This window comes from Nostoc sp., assembly GCF_036917135.1.
Taxonomy (GTDB): domain Bacteria; phylum Cyanobacteriota; class Cyanobacteriia; order Cyanobacteriales; family Nostocaceae; genus Nostoc.
Map to the genome: position 1 here is coordinate 162,060 of NZ_JBALEA010000061.1, position 26,426 is coordinate 188,485.

25 protein-coding genes and 4 pseudogenes are annotated in these 26,426 nt (G+C 41.2%); 6 read left to right on the forward strand and 23 right to left on the reverse strand.

All coding sequences use genetic code 11. From position 1 onward, the window contains the following. The first annotated feature begins 18 nt into the window (after positions 1-18). A complete protein-coding gene (gene cobT, locus V7K50_RS18685) occupies positions 19-1,230 on the forward strand; it encodes a nicotinate mononucleotide-dependent phosphoribosyltransferase CobT (RefSeq protein WP_334962600.1) in 1,212 nt (403 codons plus the stop codon). A 376-nt stretch (positions 1,231-1,606) separates the two neighbouring features. Here the strand turns inward: cobT and V7K50_RS18690 are convergent. The 4 genes and pseudogenes from V7K50_RS18690 to V7K50_RS18705 all read right to left on the reverse strand — a co-directional run. Further along, a pseudogene (locus V7K50_RS18690) lies at positions 1,607-2,137 on the reverse strand (IS630 family transposase); the annotation flags it as partial. After that, on the reverse strand, positions 2,134-2,556 hold the full coding sequence (locus V7K50_RS18695; RefSeq protein ID WP_334962550.1) for a helix-turn-helix domain-containing protein: 423 nt from the start codon (positions 2,554-2,556) through the stop codon (positions 2,134-2,136). The gene V7K50_RS18695 and the pseudogene V7K50_RS18690, both read right to left, overlap by 4 nt. Before the next feature lie 45 nt (positions 2,557-2,601). Beyond that, positions 2,602-2,955 (reverse strand): hypothetical protein, encoded by a 354-nt coding sequence (locus tag V7K50_RS18700; RefSeq protein ID WP_334962551.1) that lies wholly within the window; start codon positions 2,953-2,955, stop codon positions 2,602-2,604. 454 nt (positions 2,956-3,409) lie between these two features. Beyond that, the gene (locus tag V7K50_RS18705; protein ID WP_334962552.1) at positions 3,410-3,781 is read right to left on the reverse strand and encodes a hypothetical protein; all 372 of its coding nucleotides are present in this window, start codon (positions 3,779-3,781) and stop codon (positions 3,410-3,412) included. Between the two features lie 356 nt (positions 3,782-4,137). Here V7K50_RS18705 and V7K50_RS18710 point away from each other — a divergent pair, with 356 nt between their 5' ends. Beyond that, positions 4,138-5,316 carry an extracellular solute-binding protein gene (locus tag V7K50_RS18710; protein ID WP_334962554.1) on the forward strand — a complete coding sequence of 393 codons (1,179 nt, stop codon included), beginning with the start codon at positions 4,138-4,140 and terminating at the stop codon, positions 5,314-5,316. A gap of 285 nt (positions 5,317-5,601) precedes the next feature. Here the strand turns inward: V7K50_RS18710 and V7K50_RS18715 are convergent, their stop codons facing one another. From V7K50_RS18715 to V7K50_RS18730, 4 genes and pseudogenes are all read right to left on the reverse strand, one after another. Then, positions 5,602-6,165, reverse strand: coding sequence for a hypothetical protein (locus V7K50_RS18715; protein WP_334962556.1), 564 nt, complete (start codon positions 6,163-6,165; stop codon positions 5,602-5,604). A 41-nt stretch (positions 6,166-6,206) separates the two neighbouring features. Continuing rightward, positions 6,207-6,998 (reverse strand): annotated as a pseudogene (locus V7K50_RS18720) (class I SAM-dependent methyltransferase). A gap of 168 nt (positions 6,999-7,166) precedes the next feature. Further along, on the reverse strand, positions 7,167-8,132 hold the full coding sequence (locus V7K50_RS18725; RefSeq protein WP_334962557.1) for a trypsin-like serine peptidase: 966 nt from the start codon (positions 8,130-8,132) through the stop codon (positions 7,167-7,169). Between the two features lie 309 nt (positions 8,133-8,441). Then, positions 8,442-12,206, reverse strand: a complete 3,765-nt coding sequence (locus tag V7K50_RS18730; RefSeq protein WP_334962559.1) for a CHAT domain-containing protein — start codon at positions 12,204-12,206, stop codon at positions 8,442-8,444. A gap of 528 nt (positions 12,207-12,734) precedes the next feature. Between V7K50_RS18730 and V7K50_RS18735 the strand changes: the two genes are divergently transcribed. After that, entirely contained in the window at positions 12,735-13,358 is a 624-nt protein-coding gene (locus V7K50_RS18735; RefSeq protein WP_334962561.1) for a Uma2 family endonuclease, read from the forward strand. Here V7K50_RS18735 and V7K50_RS18740 read toward each other — a convergent pair. Then, positions 13,353-15,965 (reverse strand): U32 family peptidase, encoded by a 2,613-nt coding sequence (locus V7K50_RS18740; RefSeq protein ID WP_334962563.1) that lies wholly within the window; start codon positions 15,963-15,965, stop codon positions 13,353-13,355. The two genes, V7K50_RS18735 and V7K50_RS18740, sit on opposite strands and share 6 nt — an antisense overlap. A gap of 208 nt (positions 15,966-16,173) precedes the next feature. Between V7K50_RS18740 and V7K50_RS18745 the strand changes: the two genes are divergently transcribed. Both V7K50_RS18745 and V7K50_RS18750 read left to right on the forward strand, forming a co-directional pair. Then, positions 16,174-16,458, forward strand: a complete 285-nt coding sequence (locus V7K50_RS18745; protein WP_334962565.1) for a type II toxin-antitoxin system TacA family antitoxin — start codon at positions 16,174-16,176, stop codon at positions 16,456-16,458. After that, positions 16,448-16,969, forward strand: a complete 522-nt coding sequence (locus tag V7K50_RS18750; RefSeq protein ID WP_334962567.1) for a GNAT family N-acetyltransferase — start codon at positions 16,448-16,450, stop codon at positions 16,967-16,969. The genes V7K50_RS18745 and V7K50_RS18750 overlap by 11 nt, the downstream gene beginning before the upstream one ends. 153 nt (positions 16,970-17,122) lie before the next feature. On the opposite strand, the gene V7K50_RS18755 is transcribed toward V7K50_RS18750, so the two are convergent. Beyond that, on the reverse strand, positions 17,123-18,463 hold the full coding sequence (locus tag V7K50_RS18755; RefSeq protein ID WP_334962569.1) for a deoxyguanosinetriphosphate triphosphohydrolase: 1,341 nt from the start codon (positions 18,461-18,463) through the stop codon (positions 17,123-17,125). Between the two features lie 214 nt (positions 18,464-18,677). Here V7K50_RS18755 and V7K50_RS18760 point away from each other — a divergent pair, with 214 nt between their 5' ends. Continuing rightward, positions 18,678-18,908 (forward strand): type II toxin-antitoxin system HicB family antitoxin, encoded by a 231-nt coding sequence (locus V7K50_RS18760; RefSeq protein ID WP_334962571.1) that lies wholly within the window; start codon positions 18,678-18,680, stop codon positions 18,906-18,908. Between the two features lie 195 nt (positions 18,909-19,103). Here the strand turns inward: V7K50_RS18760 and V7K50_RS18765 are convergent, their stop codons facing one another. From V7K50_RS18765 to V7K50_RS18825, 13 genes and pseudogenes are all read right to left on the reverse strand, one after another. Continuing rightward, the gene (locus V7K50_RS18765) at positions 19,104-19,679 is read right to left on the reverse strand and encodes a TMEM175 family protein (RefSeq protein WP_334962572.1); all 576 of its coding nucleotides are present in this window, start codon (positions 19,677-19,679) and stop codon (positions 19,104-19,106) included. 280 nt (positions 19,680-19,959) lie between these two features. Then, positions 19,960-21,348, reverse strand: a complete 1,389-nt coding sequence (gene hisS, locus V7K50_RS18770; protein ID WP_334962574.1) for a histidine--tRNA ligase — start codon at positions 21,346-21,348, stop codon at positions 19,960-19,962. Between the two features lie 262 nt (positions 21,349-21,610). Then, positions 21,611-22,057 carry a DUF3598 family protein gene (locus V7K50_RS18775; protein ID WP_334962576.1) on the reverse strand — a complete coding sequence of 149 codons (447 nt, stop codon included), beginning with the start codon at positions 22,055-22,057 and terminating at the stop codon, positions 21,611-21,613. A gap of 129 nt (positions 22,058-22,186) precedes the next feature. Then, a pseudogene (locus tag V7K50_RS18780) lies at positions 22,187-22,336 on the reverse strand (3-phosphoshikimate 1-carboxyvinyltransferase); the annotation flags it as partial. A 36-nt stretch (positions 22,337-22,372) separates the two neighbouring features. Beyond that, the gene (locus tag V7K50_RS18785) at positions 22,373-22,621 is read right to left on the reverse strand and encodes a hypothetical protein (RefSeq protein WP_334962579.1); all 249 of its coding nucleotides are present in this window, start codon (positions 22,619-22,621) and stop codon (positions 22,373-22,375) included. Continuing rightward, a complete protein-coding gene (locus V7K50_RS18790) occupies positions 22,597-22,803 on the reverse strand; it encodes a hypothetical protein (RefSeq protein WP_334962580.1) in 207 nt (68 codons plus the stop codon). The genes V7K50_RS18785 and V7K50_RS18790 overlap by 25 nt, the downstream gene beginning before the upstream one ends. 7 nt (positions 22,804-22,810) lie before the next feature. Continuing rightward, positions 22,811-23,188 carry a GIY-YIG nuclease family protein gene (locus V7K50_RS18795; protein ID WP_334962582.1) on the reverse strand — a complete coding sequence of 126 codons (378 nt, stop codon included), beginning with the start codon at positions 23,186-23,188 and terminating at the stop codon, positions 22,811-22,813. A gap of 132 nt (positions 23,189-23,320) precedes the next feature. Next, complete coding sequence (locus tag V7K50_RS18800; protein WP_334962584.1) at positions 23,321-23,449, reverse strand: hypothetical protein; 129 nt, start codon at positions 23,447-23,449, stop codon at positions 23,321-23,323. Then, a complete protein-coding gene (locus V7K50_RS18805) occupies positions 23,436-23,672 on the reverse strand; it encodes a type II toxin-antitoxin system VapB family antitoxin (RefSeq protein WP_334962586.1) in 237 nt (78 codons plus the stop codon). The genes V7K50_RS18800 and V7K50_RS18805 overlap by 14 nt, the downstream gene beginning before the upstream one ends. A 39-nt stretch (positions 23,673-23,711) precedes the next feature. Next, complete coding sequence (locus tag V7K50_RS18810) at positions 23,712-24,056, reverse strand: type II toxin-antitoxin system RelE/ParE family toxin (RefSeq protein ID WP_334962588.1); 345 nt, start codon at positions 24,054-24,056, stop codon at positions 23,712-23,714. Beyond that, positions 24,049-24,288, reverse strand: a complete 240-nt coding sequence (locus tag V7K50_RS18815; RefSeq protein WP_334962590.1) for a type II toxin-antitoxin system RelN family antitoxin — start codon at positions 24,286-24,288, stop codon at positions 24,049-24,051. The genes V7K50_RS18810 and V7K50_RS18815 overlap by 8 nt, the downstream gene beginning before the upstream one ends. 15 nt (positions 24,289-24,303) lie before the next feature. After that, on the reverse strand, positions 24,304-26,139 hold the full coding sequence (locus V7K50_RS18820; RefSeq protein WP_334962592.1) for a restriction endonuclease subunit S: 1,836 nt from the start codon (positions 26,137-26,139) through the stop codon (positions 24,304-24,306). Between the two features lie 15 nt (positions 26,140-26,154). After that, a pseudogene (locus tag V7K50_RS18825) lies at positions 26,155-26,426 on the reverse strand (hypothetical protein); the annotation flags it as partial.

Genomic DNA, 26,426 nt, shown 5'->3' on the forward strand with positions numbered 1-26,426 from the left:
CCCAATTCCCAATGCCCAATGCCCAATGCCCAAATTAGTATTTATACCCAAAAAGAACAGGGTGAAGAATGGCTACGACGCTATCGTGGTTGTCTACCCGTGTTTGCTTGTGTTTTAGGATTTACTGAAACTGGTTTAATTCCAGGGATTTCAGCAGCCGGTCGCACTCCAGAAGATCGGAAATATACCGCTTGTGCCGATGCCGAATTTTTGTATTATGGCCCGGAACATCAAGCCCATTATCCCTTACCACCATTAGCGGCTGGGGCTTCACCTGTGCTGATTTCTCGTGCTGTCTTTGAGTCACTAAAAACACCAGTTCATTTATTTAATGCAGGTTTACCCCAGCCTCCTGCTGTGCCAGTAATTGATTTGGGTGGCGCTCCTGCTAAGTGTTTAAGTGGAGGTGCTGCTATGGAAATCACAACGGTACACCACTTGTTTGAACAAGGGCTACTTTGGGGAGAACGCCTTGCTGCCAATATCCAACAGGGGTATTTGATTATCGGTGAGTGCGTCGTCGGAGGCACTACAACAGCCCTGGCCATCTTAACTGGTTTAGGTATAGATGCTGCTGGAAAAGTTAACAGTAGCCACCCTGTTTGTAACCACGCGCAAAAGTGGGCACTAGTGCAAGCTGGGGTGGAGAAGATGAGGGTGAGCAGGGGGCATACTTCGACTGCGCTCAGTACAGGGGGAGCAGGGGCAGAAAATTTTACTTTGTCCTCCTCATCTTCCTCAGTGAACCCCTTGCAACTCGTTGCCGGCGTGGGTGATCCGATGCAAGTGGTGGTAGCTGGGATGGCGATCGCAGCTAGCCGTAGTTGTGGTGTAATGCTAGCTGGTGGGACGCAAATGTTGGCAGTTTATGCGCTGATGAATGCGATCGCTCAAACTTACGCCTTATCATGGCTACCAGAAGAAGTAGTTGTAGGCACAACTCGGTGGGTAGCAGAAGACCCTACTGGCGCTACAGTTGACTTAGCCCTCAACTTAGGAAAAGACACCCTAACGAAGAGTGGAAGAACCCCTCCCTTATTAGCAACTCGTCTGAGCTTCGCTGATTCTCGTTATCCCCAGCTGAAAGCTTATGAGCAGGGCTTTGTTAAAGAAGGTATGGGTGCTGGAGCCGCTTGCATAGCCGCCCATCTTAGCCAAGATTGGCAGCAACAACAACTTTTGGCAGCGATTGAAGCCCAACTTGAACGGCTAAGTACAGCATTAGATTAATATAATAGCGAATTCTCTGCGTGTCTCTAGGCTTACCCCTGCGCCCCCAATACTGCGGGAAGCGAAGCGCATCTACGTTTAAATTTAAACCCTCAATTCGGTACAATTATACGCAAAGCTGTACTTAGCAAAATTAACACTTCATAATCTAATCGTCATTCAAATTGCATCTGCGTGTCTCTTGAACTTTTGATCTCAGAAAACCAGAAGCTTTTGACTTGTGGGTGTGTAAGAGTGTCTTTCTAGCAGTTTGAACCCACTTTCCGCACCCAAAGTGTCACACATCAATAAAAAGCAGATTGAGTAGTACATAAAAACTAACATAGAAGTAAGAGAAAGTAGAGTTAATGAGAAGAAGTAGCATTTACAGCAATTTTCAGGTAAATAGACCACAGTGGTTGAACCAACAGAAGGCATCATCTTCGGTAATATAATTTACAGCGTCAGCCATAGCTTGATCGAGTAATTCCAGTGTGCGCGCTTCACGGGAACGGAGAAATTGCTTCAATTTCGACCAACAAAGTTCTATGGGGGATAAATCAGGAGAATAGGGGGGCAAAAACTTGACTTTTGCACCAACAGACTCGATGGCAATTTTTACACGCTCTGCGTGATGAACCCTCAGATTATCCATAACCACGATCGCCCCTTTCCACAATTGAGGAGCTAAGACCTGAGTTATATATGTGAGAAAAACCTCAGTATTTGTGCTTCCTGGCACAGTCATCGCTGCAACCAGTCCATCGAGGTTCAAAGCACCAATTAAGGAAACGTTTCCACCCTTTGTTCCTGGAATGCTACCAATTGCTCGTTCGCCATCTACTGCTCTAGCAAACAAGCGTGACATTGATAAATTCAATCCGGCTTCATCGACAAATACTAAGTTTCGCACGTCAATTTTATCTAACCAACGGCGATAGTCATGCCGTAATTCCTGTACTCGTGGAGTATCCTGCTCACTTGCATAGAGACTTTTTTTTTACAGCGTAAGTCTAATTTTTCTACTGCACGATGCATTGTCCAAATGCTGATCCTAATTCCTATATCTTTAGCGAAGCGATCGCATAACTCTGAGAGCAACAAATCATTTTTCTCTTCCACCCAAGACTTGATCGTGCTTAGATGTTCATCCTGAATAGTTGGTTTTTGGTATCCCCCACGTTGTTTTGCTTCAATTTGTCCACTTTGACGATAATGGCGCAGTAGGTTTCGCACAAACGACAAGCTAACCTTAAATCTTTCCGCCAACTGGCGTTGAGAGCCTTCCTTGGCAACACACGCTTTAATCACGCGACGACGCAAATCCCCTGAGTAAGATACTGGCATCTAATTAAACAATCACTCCAGATCCAGAGTACAGTAATTTGTGGTTCAATTACCTGAAAACTGCTGTAATTCCTGAGTAATTTTAACTGCCCCTACCCGTTGATAGGAAATGGTGTCATTAGAATCGAGTCCCTTATTTACAACTACTTGTGCTGCTTCTTGAGGGCTAAGTAGTTTGCCGAAATAGTCGTAATAGCCTAGCGGCTGAGTAGGAGCAGGTTGCAAAAGGTCAACCTTACCGAAGTTAGCGAAAGCTGTCTGGCTTGTCATCAACCAATTTGATAACAAGATGCCAAAAACACTAATGAGAAAAATGCAGATTAATAAGAAAATCTTGGTTTTTAAACCATACAATACCCTAACAACACGAGTTTTAGGGTTGTTGTTTTTTTGTTTCACAGTGAGATATTAACTAAAAATCTATAGGTAGATATATCACACTATTACGTAAATATATGTAATAGTGTGTTTAAGTTTTCTATCAATTTGATAGCTTGTATTAGTTGCTTCTATTTAATATATGCTTATCAAGCTATCAATCGAAATTAAAACTAAAGGCTTGCCTTCTCTACTTCCAGCCATTATTTAATTCGTTTAAGTAGAGCGGCGTGAATAATTCAAGGTTTGTAGTGAGGAATTTAGTCCTCAAACAAGGGCTGAAGCCCTTACTACGAACTAATTTCAATGTTTTTTACATTACTTAATATAGTTTGATTTATTCTCACCGACTTACTTAATTCAGATTCAATGTTAAATATATTAAATATAATTATTCACTCCCCCATGCAAAGTAGCAAAAACTATTGATTTATCCTTGACAGATAGGGGGAAGTGTGAAAGGTTACGGTTAAATTTAATGAATTCTCTGTCTAAGTAATTGTTCTTCCAAGGCAGCAATACGATTGTATGCTGCTGTTAATTGCGCTGTCAGTCGTTGTATTTGAATTTCTGGTGTTATGTTGTCTCCACCTTGACGATGCATATCTAGATAAATGCCATCTGTCAACACATCCTTATGTTCCATTTCTGGATTTAAATTGATACGTCCTTTGAACTGGTAGCCTTCAGCCGCCCCATTTTGCTGATAATTATCCTTTGCTTGTGTATTGGCTAAAGAACACTCTGAAAAAGCTTGAGTAACTTTATCATCAAGCTGCTCAATCACTTGACACAGGGCATCCAGTTTTTGGCTTAAAGTCAGAATCTGCTGCTGTAATAGTTCCATTTAATACCTTTATCCGTACATTTTCTTTATGTTATTCAAGTTACTGCCAACCTTAACAATACTTATGGATTATTTAAGTATTGATAATTTTTGGTGGAAATGTGACATTTAAATCATTACTTCTAAATATAAGTAAAGTTTCTCCATAAGTACTAGCAAGGAAATTTATAGAGAAAAATTAATCTTTAGGTAGTTATTTGCCGAAAAAGTCGCTAATTAGAGTCAAAAATTCAAAATTATCGGTATTATGAACAAAAAATACTGATAATTCTCTAACTCCACTTTTTCAGCTAGTCAGCCTTTGGTGAATCTCTGCTTAATATTAGGTATAATCAAAAATCTCAAATCCAAAATCAATGGATCGACGGTCTTTTTTGCTAAGTACAAGCACACTGGCACTTTCACAACTGCTTTTTGGCTGTGGTGGAAACAAGCAGATGCAACTAAAAGTACAGTTATTAAAAGGTTCTATACCTGGTCAGGTAGTGAATCAGTTCCACAAAGGTTTACAGCAACAAGTGCAGTTAAAGTTTGCTCCAGTTGAGCAAGTACAGGATTTATTTCGGCAATTACAAAATTGGCAGCAGAAACCAAAAACTACCGATGAGCAGGGATGGAGTCGCTTTATACCCTTTAGGCAAGGTCAAAAAGCGGTTGATGTAGACCTCGTGACATTGGGAGATTACTGGTTAAAAGCAGCCATTGAGCAGAAATTGATTCAACCACTCCAAGAGGTACAGGGAAACCAATTAAAGCAGTGGTCTGCTTTGGATGAAAGGTGGAAACAACTGGTAACGCGCAACGACAAAGGTAATTTAGATACTCAAGGGAAGGTGTGGGGTGCGCCTTACCGATGGGGTAGTACGGTGATTGTTTATAACCGTGACAAGTTTGAAAAGTTGGGATGGACGCCCAAAGATTGGAGTGATTTGTGGCGAGATGGAATGCAGCAGCGCATTTCCGTACTAAATCAACCACGAGAAGTTATTGGTTTGGTCTTAAAGAAGCTCGGAAAATCTTATAATACAGAGAATCTTGACCAAGTACTAGATTTGGAAAAGGAATTACAGACATTAAATCGACAAGTGAAGTTTTACAGTTCCAATCACTACTTGGAACCTCTGATTATGGAAGACACTTGGCTAGCGGTTGGCTGGTCAAGCGATGTACTGCCATTTCTGGGGCGTTATCCGCAATTTGCGGCAGTTATACCCCAGTCAGGAACAGCAATTTGGGCTGACTTGTGGGTACGTCCCGCAGGTATTACTAAGAGTACTTTATCAGATCAATGGATTGATTTTTGTTGGCAACCAAGCACAGCTAAACAAATTTCGGTGCTGACTAAAAGTAATTCGCCAATTTCTACAAATATTACTGCTTCCGATATTCAAGAACCATTATTGAGTTTGTTGCAGAGCGATGTCTCCGACGGGCTACGCCTACGCAATGTTTTCGATAAAAGTGAATTTTTGCTTCCCTTACCGCCATTAGTAACCAAACAATACGAGTCTTTATTTGCGAAAATTAAGGTTTAATTGGGCATTGGGAATTGGGTATGATTATTTATTCTCCTTGTCCCCCAATCCTCACTGCCAACTCTCTTTTATTCCCTTGAATATCCCTGTTCAAAGCTTATCAGGGAGCTTATATCGTCCAGGGATAAAAAGCGCAACTTTAGAGGAAATGGAAACAGCAATTAGAGAAGGTTCAAGTGAACTGTGTTGTTGGTTCTAGTTTTTTTGATCGCTCCAAGTCTAGACCTCCAGAAAATTCTTGAATATAGCCATCTCATGTGATAAGTAAATTTCCACATTTTGAGATTAGTGGGATAGGCTCAAAGAACGCTGTAACCCTATCTTGTTCTTAACAGTCGTTTGGATAGTGCATAAAGGTGGAGTTGTACTAAAGTTACAGGTGTAGCTTGCCAAGGGTTCTTTTTGATAATTAAATACCCGGATGTTGTAACCAAAGTTTCGTGCAGCGCTACCCAAGCGATTCACGAAGTCGTAGCGCTCTACATATTCTAATAAGCTCCAAATTTGCTGATTCACAATTAAGTCTACTCGTGCAGGTTCTTTTTCAGAAGCCGGATATGCTATCCAATTATCCAATAGCTTTTTCTCAGAATTTTGTTGTGCCCACCATAAACTGGGAATGGTTAATCGCGCTGGGTTTATGGTGTTAGCTGTGATTACATAGTCTTTTGGCTTGGTTAATAAGTCTAATTCTAGGGGCGCACTAGAAGGGGACGGTATTGAGGGCGTTTGCGCTAGTGAGGGCGCGACTAGTAAAGTGTTGAGGGCAATGGTTAGTAGTAATGAAAACGATATCTGGCGATCGCTGCGCCCAGACCAAGGGCGATCGCACAATTTAGGTATATGCATAACTAATTCGTAATTAAGGCATAAGTAATAATTGGCATAAGCTAAGTTTTAATGGCAACGATGCGAATTCTTCGATAATCTGCTGTCCAAGTTCCTTGTTGATACAGCGTTGGCTTCAGATATTCCTCAACGACCCGAATCACTTGTATTTGTTGCTCATTAGAAAGTTCTGTTAAAAAACTGCTGGCGAACATCTTAATCCAGTTTGCCATACCTGCTTCTGTCTCTGTTAAAAGAGTTGGACGAGCAAACAGGATGCTATAGATGACATCAAAGCCTTGCTGTTCTAAGAGGCTGGCGTATTCACCAATGCTAGGGAAATACCAAGGATTTAGGGTTTGTGCAGAAATATTTAATGCTTCTAAGGCGGTGGATAATGCTGTGGCGATCGCCAATACATTCCCTTTACCCCCAAATTCTGCCACAAAACGGCCTCCGGGTTTTAGGGATTGATGGATGGAAGCGATGCCTGTGGCGGTAAACTACGCACTATCTGCTTCTTTCACCCAATGTAGTACAGCGTTAGAAAACACAGCATCTAATGGTTTGTCTACTTGAAAGTTTATAGCATCAGCAACATCAAAGCGGATATGGGGATAGTTTTGTCTGGCCTTTTCGATCATCGCAGGTGCATGATCAACTCCCATTACTTCAGCACCAGCTTGGGCAATTTTTTCGGTGAGTTGTCCAGTTCCACAGCCGAGATCCAAAATGGATTCTCTTGGCTGAGGGTTGAGGAATTTTAGTAAGCCCTCACCATACTGCCAAACAAAGGCGTGTTTATCTTCGTAAAGGGAAGTGTCCCAATTATTGCTTGTCGAAATATTATTCATAAGATTTTATGGTGTGTATAGCAATCCTATTTGATTTGGGAACACCGAGAGGCTCAGATCCCCGACTTCTTTAAGAAGTCGGGGATCTTTTTGTTCGTAACTCATTTAGGATTGCTATAGAGACATTGCATTGCAACATCTCTACATTAAACTACAGCGATCGCTGGTTTACTTTCTACCAAATAATTTATCCAAGAAATCCATTTTCACTGCAAAGTTGATAACATCTTGCCCTGTGCTAGGGATTGTCACCTCACCATTATTGAGGGCGACAATATATGGCCAGTTATCAATCGAATCGACGATTGGCCCACCGGAAGCGCCGCCTGCGGTAGCGCAATCATGAAGTAAAAGGTTTGATTCTTCACTAAGAATACTGCAATTATCTTGGTAGCTCGCAGTCCATCCCTTGCCAGCAGTCAATAATTCATAGCCTTCTTTGGTGGGATCTGGGTAGTCACCAGAGTAACCAACAAAGAATAATTTGCCTTGCTTCTGTTTAATCAAAGTAGAACTAGGTACAGATTTCCATCCTAAACGACCATATTTGCGGGCTAGGGGCTGATTAATTCTCATCAATGCCCAGTCATTGCTTTGATTCTTAACGTTATCGAAACCACCATTCTTGAAATCTGTACCGTACCACACATTTTTTGCAACATTCTCTACTTTGGCAATATCTTCTTGACTCTGGGGTTTGCCATTAATAACATTGGGTATAAACCGAAGTTCTTTACTGAGTTGATGAGTCTCAGTGTCAATTACACAGTGAGCATTGGTTAAAACAATATCGTCAGCAATTAATGTGCCCGTGCAATGATAGCTTTTAGCGTCGGCTGTTGTTCCTTGCACTCGTCCGATCGCTGACCAGGGATAATATCTACTCAGCATAGGCTTACGCTTATCTATGCCTCCAATGATACCGCGATCGCCATCATAAGGTTTTTCCGACTGTTCAAGATCAGCAGGTTTAAAGGGTTTACCATCCCCTACCAAATTCAGATGTTCTGTATTTGGCGATATCGGTGATTTTGTTCCTGCTTGCACTGATATCCAACCACCTAAAGTGGTAAAAATTACAATTCCGGCGATAAAGAAAGCAAGCAGTTGTTTGTAAATAGACGGTTTACGCATTGATTTTACTCCTGAGTTACAAAGTGAAAATTTGAGATTAGCGATTTCCAAGAAATAGCTACTACTTGTGGGGTGGGCATCTTGCCCGCCCGTAATCAAGGGCGGGCAAGATGCCCACCCCACAAGAAATAATTGGATATTTGTGTACACACAAGTACTTTCGTTCACAAAACAAGTCTTTTTTAAGCTTTTGAGAGAATGAAACAGCTTTGTTTTTCAAGAGGGGTTGGGGAGATTAAAAGTCTGTGGAGCCACTCTAAAAGACTTGTGTGTACACGGTAGCCTTTTACGAGAAGGTCAATTAAGTATTCACCGCCACTCCCCTTGTAGGGTGAAAGCCGCCCAATAACGGGGATGTTTCCAATCTGGATTTTGCATATCTTTCATTTGCCACATTTGGCGTTGGGCGAAATTAAGGGCGGCGGCGGGAGATTTCTTTTGTTCCAATATTTGTTTGTAGAATGCAATCATTAACTCCTTGGTAGATTTATCGTTCACCTTCCACAGAGACACGGTGACTCTAGCTGCACCTGCATACATAAAGCCTCTTGTCAAGCCCACCAGCCCTTCACCTTGGACATCATCGCCTAGTCCACTTTCACAGGCACTTAGCACTATCAACTCTGCTGGTAAGTCGAGGTTGAAAATATCGTTGAGCCGCAAGAAGCCTCTGGTTTGGGGTTTACCTTTTCTATCTACGAGAGACAGCACGATACCTGATAAGGCTGGGTTCACAGGGTCGAAAATACCGTGAGTTGCAAATAGCAGATAGCGATATTGGCGTAACTGTTTACTAGTTGCAAAGTTGTAGTTAGCATCAAAGTCAAAAGCGGAAAGCTTTTCACTAGGAGAATTCACTAAGCCAAGAATCGCCACTCCCTCGTCTTTCGTACCTGGGAGTGGGTCTAATTTGTCCTGATTGATGTTTCTCAAAGACGTTTCTAAAGCTGAACGGTCGAGGTTGTTTTCTACAGTTGAAGGTTGACTATTTTTCAACCGTGCATCATCAACACTAAACACAGGATTAGCGAGAACGGCTAGAGTTTTGGGTGCTATTTTGCGTATTTTGAGTTTCTTTCTGTGAGTTGCAATGCTAGATATTGAAGGAAGATTGACAATTTCATGATTCACAACCAGAGGTTGATATTCTGTGCTTGCTGACGATTTTCTCGGTTCGTTTAAAGCTGCGAATGGTACTTGATGTAAAATCCCATCAGCAACGATAACTAAACGTTTATTTCCTAACTTTCCTGCTACAGGTTTAAGGATAAGTTGACTGAGTGCGTCTACGGCTAAAGCTGTCTTGGCAAGAGCTTCGGCGTTGTCTGCTGCGGTTGCTCCCTGAATTAGTTTTTGCGTTAAAAGGCTGTTAAATTTCTTTGCAGCTTCCACTATCTTTTCTTGTCCGGGGAGTTCGTAGCTTTGTAGAGAATTAGGGGTGACTACCCACATATAACTGCGTTCTTTCCCCAGGGAATATTGCAACATTATGGTATCTTGATCTAGTTGTTGTTGAATTCCTGACAATTCCAGCACGTCTTTTGGGTCAATTAATTCTGCACGCTCTGGGTTAGTCGCCCTGATTTTTTCAGAAATTGAGTGCGATTCTTGGATAATATTTGTAATTTCTTGTTTGGTTTTCGTTATCAGTTCCGTGGGCGGTTCCTTTCGACTGAATAAGTCTGATAACAACTTATCTTTGGCATTCAATTTAAAATTTAAACGACGTTCTTCTGCTAATAGTTGCGGATCAACGTCTTTGCGGAGATTGACATTACCTGCTTTTAACAGTTCGACTAATATCCTGGCGCGAGAACGTTCGCTAATGTGCAGTGCTAATGCATTATATTTTTTTGATGGGTCTTTTTCATGCAGTTGCATCAACAAGTCGATGTAGAATTTGTAGTAATTCTGCACTGTGGCGAAGTATGAGGTACGCAGTTCATCGCTTTGGACATTACCGCGTATGTTTTCAACAATATTGATTGCAGCTTTGATGTTAGGAAGTGCGGCTTCGATGTTTCCGAGATTGCGTTGGTTAATGGCGATTTGGTAAAGTGCTTGTGCTTCGCCTGTGCTATCTTTTAATTCTCGCCGCAATTTTAGTTCTTCATTCAGTGTATCTATCGCTTGGTTATAATTTTTCTGTCGCTGATAAGTGATGCTCATATCACCTAATATTAGGGCTTCTCGAATACGTAATCCGACTTGACGAGAATACGCCAAAATTTTTTTAGATATATCTAATGATTTTTGATACTCACCTTTTGCACGATATACACTAGCAATAATATTAAGAGAAACTTCTTCTTGAAAAGAGTTTTGCTGTGATAATTCTAATGCACGGTTAGCAAACTCCAATGCCTTAGTGTAATTTTTCAAAAAGTTGTGCGTTCTCGCCATGCCATGACGTATTAGGATTTCAGATTTATCATTATCTTTACTTAATAGCGATAGCGCTTGGTCATAATATTGAAGTGCTTCCTCGTACTTGTTTTGCATTTCGTAAACGATTGCAATAAACCCTAAAGTTTGGATTTCTTCAAACTTAGCTGGTAAACGCTTATAGATATCTAATGCTTTATTGTAAGTATCAATGCTTGACTTATAGTCACCTAGATGTCGATAGATTAATGCAATATTACGAAGCGTAAGAGCTTCCGATCTAGGATTTGGTATTGAACGTGCAATAGTCAAAGATTTGTGATACTCGTCTAATCCTTGTTGATAATTACCTTGTGATACATAAATATAAGCTTTGTCGTTAATAGTATTAACTTGTCCATCTTGATCATTCTCCTGAAGTTTAAGAGCTTCATCTAGAAATTCCAGTGCTTTTTCATAATCGCCAGAAAAAGTTATATGAACATTGGCGATCGCAAGGGGAATCATGGATTCTAAATATGTTTTTCCTGCTTGATGATAGAGTTTTCCAGCTTGCTGATAGGAATCAATCGCTGTCCGATAATTTCCTTGTGAAGCATAGATATAACCTATATTCATTAGCGTACTAGCTTTGTCAGATAAATTAGAACCTGCCTGTTGATGTAGTTCTAATGCTTCTCTTAAAGATTTCAGAGCATCTTCTGGTTTACCCAATTTACTTTTGAGATAGCCAATAGCACTAAGTAGTCTGGCTTGTGCTGGTAAATCTCTCCTTTGACGCTGAATTTCTAAGGCTTGTTTGTAATAATTAATAGCTGTTTTAGTTTCACCAGCTATTGAGTAGATAAAGCCAATATTATAGAGAGTATCTGCTTCACCAGATGGGTCTTTTAGCGTTTCACGATAGATTTTTAATGCTTTGTTCAGAGAATCTAGAGCCTCTTTTGTATTGCCTAACCTATTGTGAACGGTAGCAATTGCTCCATAAGTTATTGCTAATTCATGAAATTTTTGATGGGCTATAAATATTGACTGTGCTTGTTGTAAATAACTGAGTGCTTCTGTTGGTTCATCAGTATTGGTGTAAACAGCACCAATTCCACCAAGTATAGTTGCTTCCAATACAGGTTTTTTGAGTTCGCGTGAGATTTCTAATGCTTTATTGAGATAGTCTAAGGCATTTTTCTTGTCTGAAATAGAATGGTAGACACTGCCAGTAAGAAATAATATCTCAACTTCCTCTTGACGCAGTTTTAGCTCTTGGGCAATTTTTAACGCTTCTTCGTATTTATTTATCGCTTGTTTGTAAGATTCTCTAGTCCCTTTTTTCTCTAATGTTTGTCCTTCTTGAATTAGTTTGACTCCCTGTTCGTATAACTTCCGTTGCTCTGGATTCAAGGGAATTGAAGGGGTAGACGCTGGTTGCTGTGCAAGATAGATATTCTGCTGATTCTGATAGCTTTTCAGCAATACTTGTTTATCCCCAGCTTCTAAAGATGGGAAATTATCTCGATATTTATCTAATAGAATTTCTGGCGATCGCTTTGGTGAATAGTTCTGTAAACCACCAACTTTTGCACCCACCGCATCAGATAACAAAACTACACCCAGCAATCCAATTAAACTGTAACGAGAAACACGAGAAAATGAGCAGCAAAAATTGCGCTGAAACTTAGCGTTTTTGTTCATGCTGAAGCCTTTATAACCTATTAGTTACTTTGTTTTAGATATTTATAGCTGAATTATTTAACAGTTATTAGTTATCAATTTTGTTCTTTGGGTTCAAGTCCCCCAAAAAGAACGTGAAATGCTCTGGTAGTGGGTTTAAATCGCCTACCATACACCTGATAACTGTTCAATGTTCACTGGTTTAAGGAATCTCTTTCTGATTCCAAAGTTGAGTTTATAACGTTCATTCACCTGAATTGACGTTGTTACCAAAATAGATACAAAATTTTGTAAAATCTTCCTGATTACTCGTTTTAGCCTTATCTATAGCAGTTATCATTTACGTGAGGTACACCCGTAGGGGCACGGCATTGTCGTGCCCCTACACCTCGTGATGTAACCTTGTACTGCATCTGAATGGGAACCGCTATAGCAAGGTTTTATGTCGATTTAGATCCCCGACTTCTTAAAGAAGTCGGGGATCTGAGGGTCAAGTGAGTAATGCCAAGTAATTTGCTAAACTTTAAACCATCATCAGGAGTAAGTGTGATGTTTCAAGCCTTACCAAAAACGATCGCTTTTGAAGAATTCCTCAATTGGAAGCCAGATGGAGGACGCTATGAACTACACGATGGGGTAATTGTTGAAATGCAGCCAGTAGGAGATCATGAAGAGATTAATGGTTTTTTAGCTGGCGAAGTAACTTTAGAGTTCAAACGATTAAAACTCCCATACCTTATACCCAAGCAAGCACTAGTTAAGATTTCTGACAAAGAATCAGGTTATTCACCTGATGTGATAGTTATAAATCAAAATAATCTTTCAGCAGAACCGATGTGGAAAAAGTCTTCAACGGTTACTCAAGCTGCATCGGTTCCCTTAGTTATTGAAGTCGTCAGCACGAATTGGAGGGATGATTATGCACACAAGCTGGCTGACTACGAAACTTTTGGCATTCCTGAATACTGGATTGTTGACTATTTAGCTTTGGGCGGTAGAAGGTATATAGGTAATCCCAAACAACCGACTATTTCCGTTTACTATTTGGTGGATGGTGAGTATCAAGTTAACCTGTTTCGGGGAAATGACACCATCATATCCCCTACATTCCCAGAATTAAACTTGACTGCTGAACAGATTTTTCAAGCTGGGCGTTCAGAAAATCAATTATGATCGCAGTGCAGATACTCCCATAGGGCCACGAGTTACGCCTAATTGATTTTGCAACTTCAACTCTCGCCAGAGTTGGGAACCTGTAATTTCACCTTGCAGTAGTTGACGGTAGCGATGTATTGTTTTAGTCACTTCCTCTGGTGTCTCATTTACAAACTCAATGCGGAAGTGACGCAATCCCAGTTCTATCAGACGTTGTACGTACTCGGCTCCCGTTTGAGCAGTGCCGTTAAATACAGTATTGCGGCAACCTACATCTGCTTTGAGAACGTGTTCAGTACCTACACGGTCTTTTAATTTCACTTCCTGCTTTTCACAAGGTCGTCCACAGTTGGTATAGTCTGTACCCGTTGAGAGAAAGGCACAAAAAACACAATGCTCCATGTGAAACATTGGTATATGCTGATGGATTGTCACCTCAAACCACTGGGGAGGGCAACTGGTAAGCAGGTCTTGCAGTTGGGTAATATTCAGGTCATAAGATGCCGTCAGACGTTCTAAACCAAAGCGTTGCTGAAAGTAATCTGCTGTTAAGGGATTAGCAACGTTGAGTGAGAAATCTCCAATACAACGGTCTGCGGCAAAAAATTGCAGTTGGTCATAGTTCCGTATCAAATAGCCATCTGCTTCACAAGCACGTACTTGCTGCAAAATCCAGTTTTCTCCTGGTTTGGTAATTCGGGGTGGTGCAACCCAAATTGTGGGGAGTGGGGATTGTTGTCTGGGTTGACGTACTAGCTGTACAGCTTCTCGGTAGGCGCGGGGATCTTCAAATTCGCAGTAGAGTGTTTCAACACCAGCTTTGAGGGCGGCTTGGAGTTGCTTGAGGTTTCGTACTAAGACGATGAGTGAGGGGGATGTGGGGGATGAGGGAGATGAGGAGGGGAGTAAGTCTTGGAAAGAGACATCAGAACGTAATTGCCAGCGTTTGGGTTGACTTCGCAATTCTTCTAACTGTGCTACGATTTCCCGCCGCATCCGGTTCAACTCACTGACGGGTAGCATAATTGCACCGATGAGATGGTTGGTTAGGGTTCCTAAACAGAAAGGGGTGTTACCCAAACGACCGAATTGTTCTTGTAAACGGTCTGTATTTAGTGGTTTGGTGTGCGCTTCAACTAGTGAAATTGCTGACTCTACCTGTACAATATTACCGAATTGATCACGAGCGATCGCAATCAACACCTGACCAACTTCTCCATAAATCTCCAAGTCAATCGGACGCTGAAATTGTGGGTTCTCGCCTGCAAAACTCTGACGCACTTGCTTATCGAGTTCTGGATCGCTGGTTTTCCAAATGCGATCGCCTATATGCACTCGACGCAGATTCAAGTCATTTCTACCAAAGGTCAGCACGGCTTCTTTACCTTTGTGTACCACAGCATAAACCCGTCCGCCTTCTTCCTTCGCCTCTGGATGACCGCAGTCAAATACTATTCCATCTCCCGGTTTTACAGGCGCTTCCAATTTGACTGTTACCTGTTCGTTGTAAATGCGGGTAACTTCACCTAGATAAACCCCACGTTTTTTACCAAAGCGGGCGTGAACTAATTCTTGATTATTAATCCCGCCAAACCAACCCGTGTAGAGTCCGCGAGAAAATGCCATTTCTAAGTTGTAGTGTTCTTGATCTGATTGACCTCTCCCCCAGCCCCTCTCCGAAGCGGAGAGGGGAGCCTTTATTCCCCCTTCCCTCTCTTCGAGACGCTGCGCGAACGTAGGGAAGGGGGTTAGGGGGTTAGGTCTTTCCAATTCCTTCATCACCCCATCCAAGGCTTGCCGATAAACACGGGTGACATTAGCAACATACTCTGGGGCTTTCAGGCGACCTTCAATTTTGAGACAAGTTACACCTGATTTCACCAAATCGGGCAAAACATCTAACCCGGCTAGGTCTTGAGGACTAAGTAAATATTTGCGTTCTTTTAAATTGACAATTTCTCCATCAGCAATTAAATCGTAGGGCATCCGGCAAGCTTGGGCACATTCACCTCTGTTAGCAGAACGTCCGCCTAAAGCCTCACTAGTCAAACACTGACCAGAATACGCCACGCACAAAGCACCGTGAACAAAGACTTCCAAGGGCAGCGAAGTTTCCTGTAGGGCAATCTGCTGCTGTATTTTATTGATTTCCTTGATCGAACATTCACGCGCCAGCACCACCAATTGACAGCCGAGGGATTTGGCAAATTCCACCCCAGCCGCACTGGTGATCGTCATTTGGGTTGAAGCATGGATAGGAAAATCAGGGGAGAGGTGACGGATGAGACGGCATATACCAATATCTTGAACAATCACTGCATCCACACCTGCGGCAATAATTGTGCAGAGATATTGCTGGGCTTCTGCTAGTTCTTTGGGAAATATTAGTGTGTTGACAGTGACATAACCCTTTAGGCCTCGACGATGCAAGAATGTCATTAATTGGGGTAAGTCTGCCTCAGTAAAGTTTTGTGCCCGCATTCTGGCGTTGAAGCGATCCAAACCGAAGTAAATCGCATCTGCCCCATTTTCCACAGCAGCTTTAGCACAGTCCCAGTTACCTGCTGGCGCGAGTAGTTCAGGATGTTGAAGAGAAAGAGGGGGTGAGGGGTGATCGCTTTTCATTAGATTTAGGGAGGGTTAACTAGCACCATAGTGATTTTATCTAAGTTGGTGGGGAAAGGGGGAAGGAGCGATCGCAGTCTCCACGCTAGTATTTTAATTCACCTGGATCTGATGAAAAAATTATCCTGTTTAAAAGAATTGTGTGTACATTGTCCACCAATATTAGCTATGCTGTAAATATAGACTCAGCTAAAGGTGGGAATTAGCCATGTCAGAAACATCATCTGCAAAAGATTGCCGTATCGATTTACGAGTCACCCAAGAACAAAAAGAACTATTAGAACGTGCTGCGAGTCTGAAAGGAATTTCTTTGAGTGCTTATACACTTTTTCATGTTTTGCCAGTAGCGAAGCAAGATATAGATGCGAATGAAAAGCTGGTGCTTTCTAATCTTGATAGAGATTTGTTTATGTCAGTAATGGAAAACCCCCCAGAACTGAAGGGAAAACTCAAATCTGCTATTCACAAATATAAACAGAAGTATGACAAGTGATAGTGAGGCAAAATGGAATTTTGTAGCAATTGATAAAAAATATCGAAGAGATTCTTTTGATTGTGGTTATGCAATTTTGAATGATTATCTCAAGAAATATGCACGGCAAAATCATATTAAAGGAATTGCTAAAACATTTGTAGCAATTCCGGCATCAGGAAGCTTGAATATTGATGGCTATTATACTGTCAGTGCTAGCGTTATTGAGTATGAATCCTTACCAGAATCTTATCAGAGTGGAATGCCAGCCTATCCGATTCCAGCAATGCTGATTGGGAGATTAGCTGTAGATAATTCGGTTAAAGGACAAGGTTTGGGAGGCGAATTGTTAGTTGATGCTCTCTATCGTGCTGTTCGTGCTTCTGAAGAAATTGGAATATATGCTGTGAGAGTTGATGCTATCGATTTTCAGGCAAAGGAATTTTATCTCAAGTATGAGTTTATTCCTTTTCAAGACAATGAACTTTCACTATTTTTGCCGATGGCAACGATAGTTAGAGAGTTTGGTTAACCTAATTAGGGAAATATCAAAGGGAGCAAAAACAAGAGCGATCGCTTTTCATCAGATTTAGGGAGGGTTAACTAGCACCAGAGTGATTTTATCTAAATTAGTGTGGGAAGGTGGAAGTATTGTGGGAAGGTGGAAGGGGCGATCGCTGTCACTTTATCCCAAAGAAATACCGCTAAATTGTTGGAATAAACTGGTAGCGTAAGAATCAGTCATACCGGAGATATAGTCTGTAACTCTAAGAATTTTGTTATAGGTATCTTCGTCTGAATTCGGATTATTATATTCTTTGGGAAGCATATGATAGACCAAATTGCCTTTCTTACTATTGTGCAGGACAGCATTCACAAATTCAGCAAATAATTTTCCTAAAACTTCATACCCAGCAATCTGGATACTAACAACATCAGGATGTTGGAAAACAGCTGCGCGAGTTTCCTTTCCAATTTCTTCTAGGTGATTTGCATAAGTGCTTAGAGATAACAAGTCCTTATCAAACTCTCCAGAAAGTATATCTTCTTCATGTCTCAGGAAAATCTCACTTGCCTCATTTATGAGATTATTGATAGCTAAAGCCCGCAATCGCTTAACTATTTCTGTATTGCTTTCACCATGTTCTTGGATATCTTTATTTACAATATTTGCAACTACGTTAAGTAATTCCTTCGTTTTGTCAAATGGGATGTAACCCATACGATGGCCATCTTCTACATCAACAATGGAGTAACAAATGTCATCTGCTGCTTCAACAAGAAAAGCAAGCGGATGTCTAGACCACCATGCTGCATTATCATGACGACGAATTAGACCAACCGTTTCTGCTACTTCAGCAAATAAATCTTTTTCTGCCTGGAAGAAACCATATTTTTTAACACTTTTACCTGAGTAACCGTTAAAAATAGATTTTGGTAGAGAAGATTCTCTAGGGTACTTTGTGAAGGCAGCTAAAGTTGGGCAGGTTAGTTGCATTCCGCCTTTTCTGGGTGGCATTTCAAGCTTGGTTAGAATACGAAAGCCTTGTGCATTACCCTCAAATGAATCAAAGTCATCTTTTTGGGACTTGCTGAGAAGTTCTTCTCCTACATGATTAACAGTGTTGTACCACGATTCAAATCCTGTACGAATAGCATCCTCTCCAGAATGACCAAAAGGAGGATTCCCAATATCATGAGCTAGACAAGCAGCAGATACGATATCACCAAAGTCTGAAGCACGTAACCCATCCTGATTAAAGTCGTATTTTTTTACAATTGCCTCACCCACTATCCTGCCAAGGGAGCGACCGACACAAGACACTTCAAGGCTATGAATGAGGCGAGTACGAATGTAATCATTTGTGGACAGAGAAAAAACCTGAGTTTTATCTTTGAGACGACGAAAAGGTGAGGAAAAAACTAGGCGATCATAGTCTCTTTGAAAGGGAGTACGATCAAACTGGAGATTTTCTGCGTCAGTCTTGCCAAGTCTTTTTGGTGTCAGGAGTTGCTTCCAATGCATTATTACTGTGTTATTTGAAAGTAGTTAGACAATGCCCCCTAGCTAGAAGGAATGGGCAGTGCCATATTCTAACTCTACTTGCAACTAAGTAAAAAAATTATTCTATACCATAAAGACATTTTAGGTAATAACCACAGTTTCAATTACTCAACTTTAACTCTGGAAGCCAAGTCAATTGTGTTTTGAAAAAAGTAGAAGAAATAGAGGAAGAATAATGAGCGATCGCTATAGTATGGTAATTCAATGGTCAGATGAGGATAATTGCTACTTGGTACACTTACCGGAATTCCCTTGGCAGCAATTCCACACTCATGGTAAAAGTTATGAAGAAGCCGCTAAACACGGGCAAGAAGTGATTAAGTCTCTGATTGAATGGTATGAAGAGCAAGAAAAAACTTTACCAGAGCCAATTACTTTTCCTCAGAAACCGTTAAAAGTGGCTTAAATATTTTTTAGATACTTTGCACAAGTAGGGCGATTATTCTATGGAAGATAGGTCATCGAGAACCTAAGACTGGGGGGATTGAAAAAACTACACTCAATACTCTTATGGTTTTTGCTCTACCTGAAAGAGTTAATAAGATTTCACATCTTATTAGCATAGCTCCCTTATTGCACTTATAGGTAATTCGTAATTCGTTCAGGAAATGAGAGTCTTCTCAATGCGACGATCAGGGATCAGCCAGATTACCGCGACTAAAACGTACAATGCACAGGCAAACCATGAGTTGACAAAGGCAAGTGGAATTGCCACAGCATAGAACACCACCGATACTTTTCCTTTCAAGTCTTCACCGACTGCGATCGCTAAAGTCGAATCCTTACCGTGGTGAGAAATCAGGACGCGGGTAAGAATGAAGTAAGCGATCGCATTCAACAACAACACCGTACCATAAAGAGCAACTGGCATGGCGGCAAAGTGATTTTCACCCATCCAGCCAGTGACGAAGGGGATTAGCGACAACCAAAACAGCAAATGCAAATTAGCCCAAAGGATACGCCCATTAACGTGTCGGACTGCTTGTAATAGGTGATGGTGATTGTTCCAGTAGATGCCGATATAAATAAAACTCAGCACATAGCTCAGAAATACTGGGATTAGCGGACGCAGCGCGGCTAAATCGAATCCATGCGGCACTTTGATTTCCAGCACCATAATTGTGATAATGATGGCAATCACCCCATCACTGAATGCTTCTAATCTCCCTTTTCCCATATACGCATTCCTTTTCTGAGTTAAGTTGTGAGACTCTGTACTTTATCGTACCAAGTAGTCGCCATTCATGAAGATTTTCGGTGCGGTAATTCTTGATATGCTACTCAACTACTGCGGCTGAAAAATACAGCAGCTATCACAATTAAACCTAAAAGTGCTAGAGGAACCCAGAGATTAGGGAGATCCGAAAAACTCATAAAAAACTCCCAAATAAGTAAGGTGTGTGAGGCGGAAGCTGTAACGCATCTTAATAGACAGTCGGTAATGGATAAATCAAATTTTAAGTAAGCCTTCTTTTAACTTCTTCAGCCAAATTTTCTAGTAGCACTTCTACTTGTTCACCTGTTTTCAAGTCTTTCAGCGAGGACTTTTGCGCTGCTGCTTCTTCAGAACCAATAATTACGCAAAATTGAATTCCTTGTTTGTCTGCTAATTGAAATTGTTTACCCAAGGGACGCTTATCAAAATTAGTGATCACATTAATTCCTGCCTGACGCAGATGTTGAGAAACTTTTAAATAAGTAGGCATTAAATCTTCTTGCATATTCACTACCATCACTTGGGCTGGTGTAGCAGCTAAGGTATTAAGAATCCCAGCTTTTAACAAGCGGCTAATTAAGCGAGTTAATCCGATAGAAATGCCTACACCAGGCATCTTCTCGCCCAAAAATACCCCAACTAATTCTTCATATCTACCGCCAGAACAAATACTACCTAAAGCTTCATGTCCTAATAGGGTTGTTTCGTAAACTGTGCCGGTATAGTAATCAAGACCACGGGCAATGGATAAATCAATACAAAAACGATTCTCGGCAACTCCGAGATTACGCACGCCTGCAATTACCGTTTCTAATTCGGTGATTCCCAAGCTCAATTGCTCGGTTTCTGGCAGATTTTCTGCGAGGTGCTTAAGTTTATCTAAGACTTCATCAACGGAACCATCGATTTTGATAAATTCAATAATTTTTTGCGCCTGTTCTACTGAAATACCTTCTTTTTCTAAATCTTGTTTTACTTTATTCTCACCAATTTTTTCTAAAGTATCAACAATACCAATACAAGATTTAATTTGATTTTCAGCAATTCCTACTGACTTAAAGAAACCAGTAAGAACTTTACGGTTATTGATGCGAATCAGAAAATTACCAATATTAATTGCTTCAAATATCTCAGTGATAATTGCAGGCATCTGAGCATCATAGAGCAAGCTGAGTTCACGACGAGCAACTACATCAATATCACACTGACGAAACTGACGAAAACGCCCATCTTTTGCCCGTTCTCCTCGAAAAACTACATCTGTTTGGTAACGGGCAAAGGGAAAGATTAATTCATTCAGATGACGGGCAATATACGCCGCCAAAGGAACTGTTTGATCAAACTTTAAAGCTCTTGATTCTGAACCAGTTTCACCCGATTTATCTCTCTCGGCTTGTCGATTTGGTGGCAGTATGGGATCAATTCCATAAATAATATTATCGCCTTGATTACCTTTAGCTTGTAGCACTTCTAAACGTTCTACAGCAGGTGTTTCAATGGGCGTAAATCCATAGCTTTCAAAAACTCTACGGATGATATCTAGCAAATATAATTCTAGACGCTTTTCGCTAGGTAGAAATTCTGGAAACCCACTAGGGGTAGAAAAGTTTATTTTGTCACCTTTGGCCATGGGTGTACCTTACTAAGTTGAGATTTGAGACGAGAATTATATCATATACGTTTGATTAATTATTAAACCCGGAGAACCCCACGCCGCCAAAGCTAGGCTTTGTCTACCATCGCCGTAGGCTGAAAGGGCATTAATTAAGGGGAAGCCAGTTGTTTCTCCTTTTCTCATTTTGGGAGAAGCAACTGGCCTGTGGGGTGCAATAACTGACTTGAAAATAAAGGGAGGTAATATAATGAGGCTTTATCTTTGAGGGGAGAAATTACTATTTTAGCCGTTCTTCTTGAATGAGGGTGCGTTGAAAGATTTGATTGTTTTTAAACCAATGCCAAGTGCGGGCACGATTGTTATTGTCGGGACTAATGTAGATCATTTCATATAAACTCATTTCTGGGTTTGTCTTATAACTAAACCACAAAATAACAATCGAGTCATCGGCTTCCCAGGCTTTTCCGTCTATGCGATCGGTGTCAAACCAAAGCTTATTATCTTTATAGATTCCTGGAAATTCATACTCTTCTCGTTTACCATCAGACCATTTATAACGATTGATTTGGTAGTAGGGATGAGGGCCATTTTCGGGAAATTGACAAGTTAAGTGAGACTCATACTTGTCGAGGATTTTTCCGGCTGTATCAACTACTGTATAAGTTCCTACCCAATCTCCTTCATGACGGACAAGTACGGGCATTCCTTCTCGAATATTTGACATTGCAATTCACCTTTTATTGTTCTAACTTTTGGAAAAATCGAGTAAAGTAATCGGGAGAAGTTTTCGCTGTACAACCAGGGTCTTTTATTGCAATGCCTGGAACCTTTAAGCCAGTGACAGCAAATGCCAATCTTCACTAAATAAGGCATTTTCTAAAATCGAGTCACCTGGCGCTAAGGCCGCGACGAGTAATGCCCGATTGGTAATACTTTTAGAAACAGGAATCTCGACCGTGGCATCTACTGGGCGATTCAGAACAGGGATTGCAATGGTATCCATTTTAAATCTCTGTGCAGGTAGTCAGCTACAACTTAATTATGTTCGCATATTATTGAGTGCGGAGTGGAGAAGGTTGTCAAAGACGGCTTTAATCATCGCTGGCATAACTTGACGGGAAGCATAACGAGTTCCGTTTTTCTCCAAGCGATCGCATTTCTCGTCGGCTTCTAATATTTCGGTTGATCTGCTGTAAGTAACCTCTTTATCCACACCAATATCTTTCGCCACTCCTGCCCGCCTGCGATCGCCAGTTGACGGTTTTATTGTCCACGCCCTGGCTTGCAATCTGCAAAACCCAACGCCTCTGTGTCGAGAAAACTTGCAATTGCCATCTCAATAACTGCTTCGATTGGATATTCAATTTCAGTAGCACGAGCAATTAGAGCGGCGCGAATTCGTTCAGGTAAGCATCCTAAAATAACTTCGGCATCATTGAGGGAAAGTTGCTCTTGGAGTTTGGCTTGCATAGCTTTACTACCTTTGAGTTGGAATTTGGACGTTGTAAGGGGGTTCTGTGGCTCTTAAAATAATGGCTTCTAGCTCCAATAGTAACGTAGGGTTTTCCCAATGTGAAATTAATTGCACTGCGATTCGCACATCTTCATCGTTATACTTATCGAGCCACGCCCACAAAAAAGCTTTGTATCCACCACTGAAACGCCCCCGCAAGCTCTTGGTTTTACCGATGTACAGCAATCCCTGAGTCCTGTGCCTGATTGCATAGATGCCAGGACGAGCCGGAATGCTTGCGAAATCACGGATCAAGGATTGGCATTGTTCAAAGGGAATCAAGGCGATCGCATCTAGAATTCTCTGAGCTTGAGCTTGAAATTCAGAATCATTTGTTGGCATGAAGACGAGAGCGGTGATTGCACAGAAATCATCCTCTCACGAATTCTGCCATAACCTACAATCATGCTATATAAACGACTTTAGGCGTTGCTGAGTGGAAATATGAATTTGTATCACGCAGAGAGTAAGAGTTCAGAAGAGTTGATTTTTAAATTTCATATTTAAATTCAGCAACGCCTGATGTGAAGCATAACGAATTCCGTTTTTTTCCAAGCGATCGCGGAAGACGACTATCCAAACTAATGTATCAATCAGCAGCATGACGAGTTTCGCGCAGAGCTTTGTGGTCAAAGTCTGGGACTAACTGAATTTGTCCAGCGAGGTCGAAAAGGTTTTTCTTGCGGCGCGACGTTTCAGAAGAGTCACTTCGTGAACGCACAAGTTCTTGCAGAGCAAAATTCACTAGTTCTTCTTGAGTAGTCAAGTTGGTGAGTTGTAAGGCTTCGTTAAGGAGAGATTCATCAAGGTTAAGGGTAATTTGCATAGGTATGAGTTGAGATAAACACAATATTCTGCTCACATTTTAATCCGATTCTGTAATGATGCTCTGAATGTCATCTGCGGCAATATCGACTTGTTCAGATTTTGCATAAATAGTCAGCAAAATAATTCCCGTTGCTGTCTTGACATAGTAAATCAGACGATAGCCACCGCTTTTACCTTTTTGAGTGTCGCTATTTCGGACTCTTAACTTGAAGACCGCATAACCAACACCAGGTATTTGATCTCCTGGCAACTCTCCCTGTTCAAGTTGTTCGATGACGGGTTGTATATCATTCCGAATACTGCGATACTTCTTGGCAAGAGCGCGTATATTTCGGTTGAATGTTGGCGAAGCTTCAACTTGAATGAAAGGCTGATCAGTCATTTTCCAGCCCTTCCCAAAGTTGAGCCACCGGGATAGTTTGCTCAGTCATGGCTTCGTGCCAAGCTTGCCGGAAATCTGCTAAGACTTCTGCTTGAGATTGATCATCTAGAACTTCCTCTTCTGGAATTAAAATAATAACTTCTACGCGGCTGTTTTGATCTGTTATGAGAGGATGATCTAAGGTTAGTTGTCCTTGCTCATTAATCGTTGCCATGACTTTAACTGCTTTCATTGCTATTCCAAGATGTTAAGTAGTAGTGGTTAGGTTAATGCCCAAGGCTTCAAGTTGCTGATTGATCCAAGCCGTTGCTGTCGCTTCGTCAGTTTCGATCGCTCGTTCTACTCCTGTTTTAGCAATTTCTAGCAGTTGCTTGGATTGCTCCCGCTTTTGGTGAGAGACTTCAACTTTGCTTCTGATTTTCTGCTGAACGGAATCTGGCGCATCCCAAACTTGAAATTGAGCAATTTCGTTGGGGTATAGCTCAATTTGCCCTGATGAACCTTTGAAATACTTTTCAACGAATAGCTTTCCAATAACGCTATTGAGGTAAATCGACAGATAAACCTGGTCAAGTAAATCAGTTCTAAGAATAGTGACGTGGTTATCTGGCAAAGCTTCTTGTTCGTAGAGATAAGGCGCACAGCGTCCACTTGTGCCAATACCTGTACCGTTGATTAGAACATCATCAGTTTGAATTGTAAGCGGATTATTGCTTTCTTGTAGATAAGCATAGCGATTGTCTGTCAGGATTACTTCACCTTCTCGAACGTGCCTGGAATTAACAACAGGTAAACCTAACTCATACTCGTCTTCGTCTTCAATATATTGAGGTTGTTTTCCTCGTTGATTGAGGGTAAGTAAATCACCGAGGGGCGTTAGTTCAACTTTCTCTTCAAGTCGTTCAATGAGTTGGTCAAATTTTGGCTGGTAATACTCAGCATCGAGGCGATCGCAGGACAGGAACGACTCAGAAAAACTCTTGACGGCAACGGTTTCTTCCGTGGGTTGCCAGTTCTTCAAGCCAAGCTCTGACAACAGCAAATCCTCAGCTTGTTGATAGATCAGACTTGATTGCTCAAAAAGTTCTTCTGATGTACGAACAAACTTACCAACAAAATCCTCAAATTCAAATCTAGGAATATACATATTCTTTAAATAAGTTGTTGTTAAGGTTCGCTGACCTGTCCCTCCAGTGTTTCCTCTATCTATAGTTAAAATTCCATGCTTGCTTAGGAGAAATACAAATAAATAGGCTGGATTAATTGTGTTTTTCTTTAATCTAATAATGCCTACGTCTCTACTAAAAATTGACTTTTTATCTGTATTTACAAAACCTATTTTACCAATAGATCCATAACCTTTAAGTGTGATTAAAATATCATTCTTCTTTATTTGAAATCTCTCTAAATTTTCATATTCAGACTCTGACACATAATCAGAGCCTTCATAAGTAACAGTTCCTCCAGCAATATTTCTTCCATTAAGGCAATGGACACCACTTTCATCTTCCGACGAGAAATTAGGATTTGGCCCTTGAGTAATCCAGCTTGCAAGAGTGTTGGTTTTAGAATTAATAGCTTGCTCAACTTCAAGATACTTAGTCTCGAAGAATTCACTATCAACCCTAAAAGTGATATTGTGCTTAACTACTTCACTCAAACTTAATTCAACGGCTTCCAGCCCATCCATTAACTGCTGATACCGCACAGCATCAAACGGCGCAACAGATGGGCTAGATTCAAAAAAACTGAGCTTCTCCTTTTTGGCAAACTCAATAAACGCTTCCGCAATGCCGTCTTCCGTCCGTCCTTCGTGGTTATACAAATCATGATCCACCACTAAATGACAGTGAACATCTTGCAAAAAATCGCCCTCCACCCCCACCACTCGCTGCACCGGAGAAGGCGGCATCAATTCGCCCAGTTCGTCATCAGGCGGTGAAGTAGACGATGAAATTTTGCGCCACATCTTCTCCCCAGAATTATCTTTCCCCGATTTCCGCATCGTCGCAAAAAAGATGTTGTAGTCATCCTGTCGAGTGCAGAGTGCGCCCACCTTCGGGTCTTCATTCCACTTCTGCACTATAGCAACTTATTGTTAAACGACAAGGAAACGAGCCGCGATGCCTTTCATCTCATATTCCCGACTGTCTTTGCCATACTTCAACACCACGCCACTGAGCAAGTGAACGAATGGACTTGTGTTTTCAATGAATAGACTTGTGTTTTCAACGAATGGACTTGTGTTTTCAACGAATGGACTTGTGTTTTCAATGAATGGACTTGTGTTTTCAATGAATGGACTTGTGTTTTCAATGAATGGACTTGTGTTTTCAATGAATGGACTTGTGTTTTCAATGAATGGACTTG

What these genes read in the sequence shown, in the direction of transcription:
- V7K50_RS18750 (WP_334962567.1), top strand. Translation starts at nt 16,448, where the DNA reads ATGACAAGTGATAGTGAGGCAAAATGGAATTTTGTAGCAATTGATAAA.
- V7K50_RS18815 (WP_334962590.1), bottom strand. Translation starts at nt 24,288, where the DNA reads ATGAAAGCAGTTAAAGTCATGGCAACGATTAATGAGCAAGGACAACTA.
- V7K50_RS18725 (WP_334962557.1), bottom strand. Translation starts at nt 8,132, where the DNA reads ATGCGTAAACCGTCTATTTACAAACAACTGCTTGCTTTCTTTATCGCC.
- V7K50_RS18740 (WP_334962563.1), bottom strand. Translation starts at nt 15,965, where the DNA reads ATGAAAAGCGATCACCCCTCACCCCCTCTTTCTCTTCAACATCCTGAA.
- hisS (WP_334962574.1), bottom strand. Translation starts at nt 21,348, where the DNA reads ATGGCCAAAGGTGACAAAATAAACTTTTCTACCCCTAGTGGGTTTCCA.
- V7K50_RS18810 (WP_334962588.1), bottom strand. Translation starts at nt 24,056, where the DNA reads ATGACTGATCAGCCTTTCATTCAAGTTGAAGCTTCGCCAACATTCAAC.
- cobT (WP_334962600.1), top strand. Translation starts at nt 19, where the DNA reads ATGCCCAATGCCCAAATTAGTATTTATACCCAAAAAGAACAGGGTGAA.
- V7K50_RS18735 (WP_334962561.1), top strand. Translation starts at nt 12,735, where the DNA reads ATGTTTCAAGCCTTACCAAAAACGATCGCTTTTGAAGAATTCCTCAAT.
- V7K50_RS18765 (WP_334962572.1), bottom strand. Translation starts at nt 19,679, where the DNA reads ATGGGAAAAGGGAGATTAGAAGCATTCAGTGATGGGGTGATTGCCATC.
- V7K50_RS18775 (WP_334962576.1), bottom strand. Translation starts at nt 22,057, where the DNA reads ATGTCAAATATTCGAGAAGGAATGCCCGTACTTGTCCGTCATGAAGGA.
- V7K50_RS18800 (WP_334962584.1), bottom strand. Translation starts at nt 23,449, where the DNA reads ATGCTGCTGATTGATACATTAGTTTGGATAGTCGTCTTCCGCGATCGC.
- V7K50_RS18695 (WP_334962550.1), bottom strand. Translation starts at nt 2,556, where the DNA reads ATGCCAGTATCTTACTCAGGGGATTTGCGTCGTCGCGTGATTAAAGCG.
- V7K50_RS18755 (WP_334962569.1), bottom strand. Translation starts at nt 18,463, where the DNA reads ATGCATTGGAAGCAACTCCTGACACCAAAAAGACTTGGCAAGACTGAC.
- V7K50_RS18790 (WP_334962580.1), bottom strand. Translation starts at nt 22,803, where the DNA reads ATGCAAGCCAAACTCCAAGAGCAACTTTCCCTCAATGATGCCGAAGTT.
- V7K50_RS18730 (WP_334962559.1), bottom strand. Translation starts at nt 12,206, where the DNA reads ATGAACAAAAACGCTAAGTTTCAGCGCAATTTTTGCTGCTCATTTTCT.
- V7K50_RS18805 (WP_334962586.1), bottom strand. Translation starts at nt 23,672, where the DNA reads ATGCAAATTACCCTTAACCTTGATGAATCTCTCCTTAACGAAGCCTTA.
- V7K50_RS18710 (WP_334962554.1), top strand. Translation starts at nt 4,138, where the DNA reads ATGGATCGACGGTCTTTTTTGCTAAGTACAAGCACACTGGCACTTTCA.
- V7K50_RS18715 (WP_334962556.1), bottom strand. Translation starts at nt 6,165, where the DNA reads ATGCATATACCTAAATTGTGCGATCGCCCTTGGTCTGGGCGCAGCGAT.
- V7K50_RS18705 (WP_334962552.1), bottom strand. Translation starts at nt 3,781, where the DNA reads ATGGAACTATTACAGCAGCAGATTCTGACTTTAAGCCAAAAACTGGAT.
- V7K50_RS18760 (WP_334962571.1), top strand. Translation starts at nt 18,678, where the DNA reads ATGAGCGATCGCTATAGTATGGTAATTCAATGGTCAGATGAGGATAAT.
- V7K50_RS18745 (WP_334962565.1), top strand. Translation starts at nt 16,174, where the DNA reads ATGTCAGAAACATCATCTGCAAAAGATTGCCGTATCGATTTACGAGTC.
- V7K50_RS18795 (WP_334962582.1), bottom strand. Translation starts at nt 23,188, where the DNA reads ATGCCAACAAATGATTCTGAATTTCAAGCTCAAGCTCAGAGAATTCTA.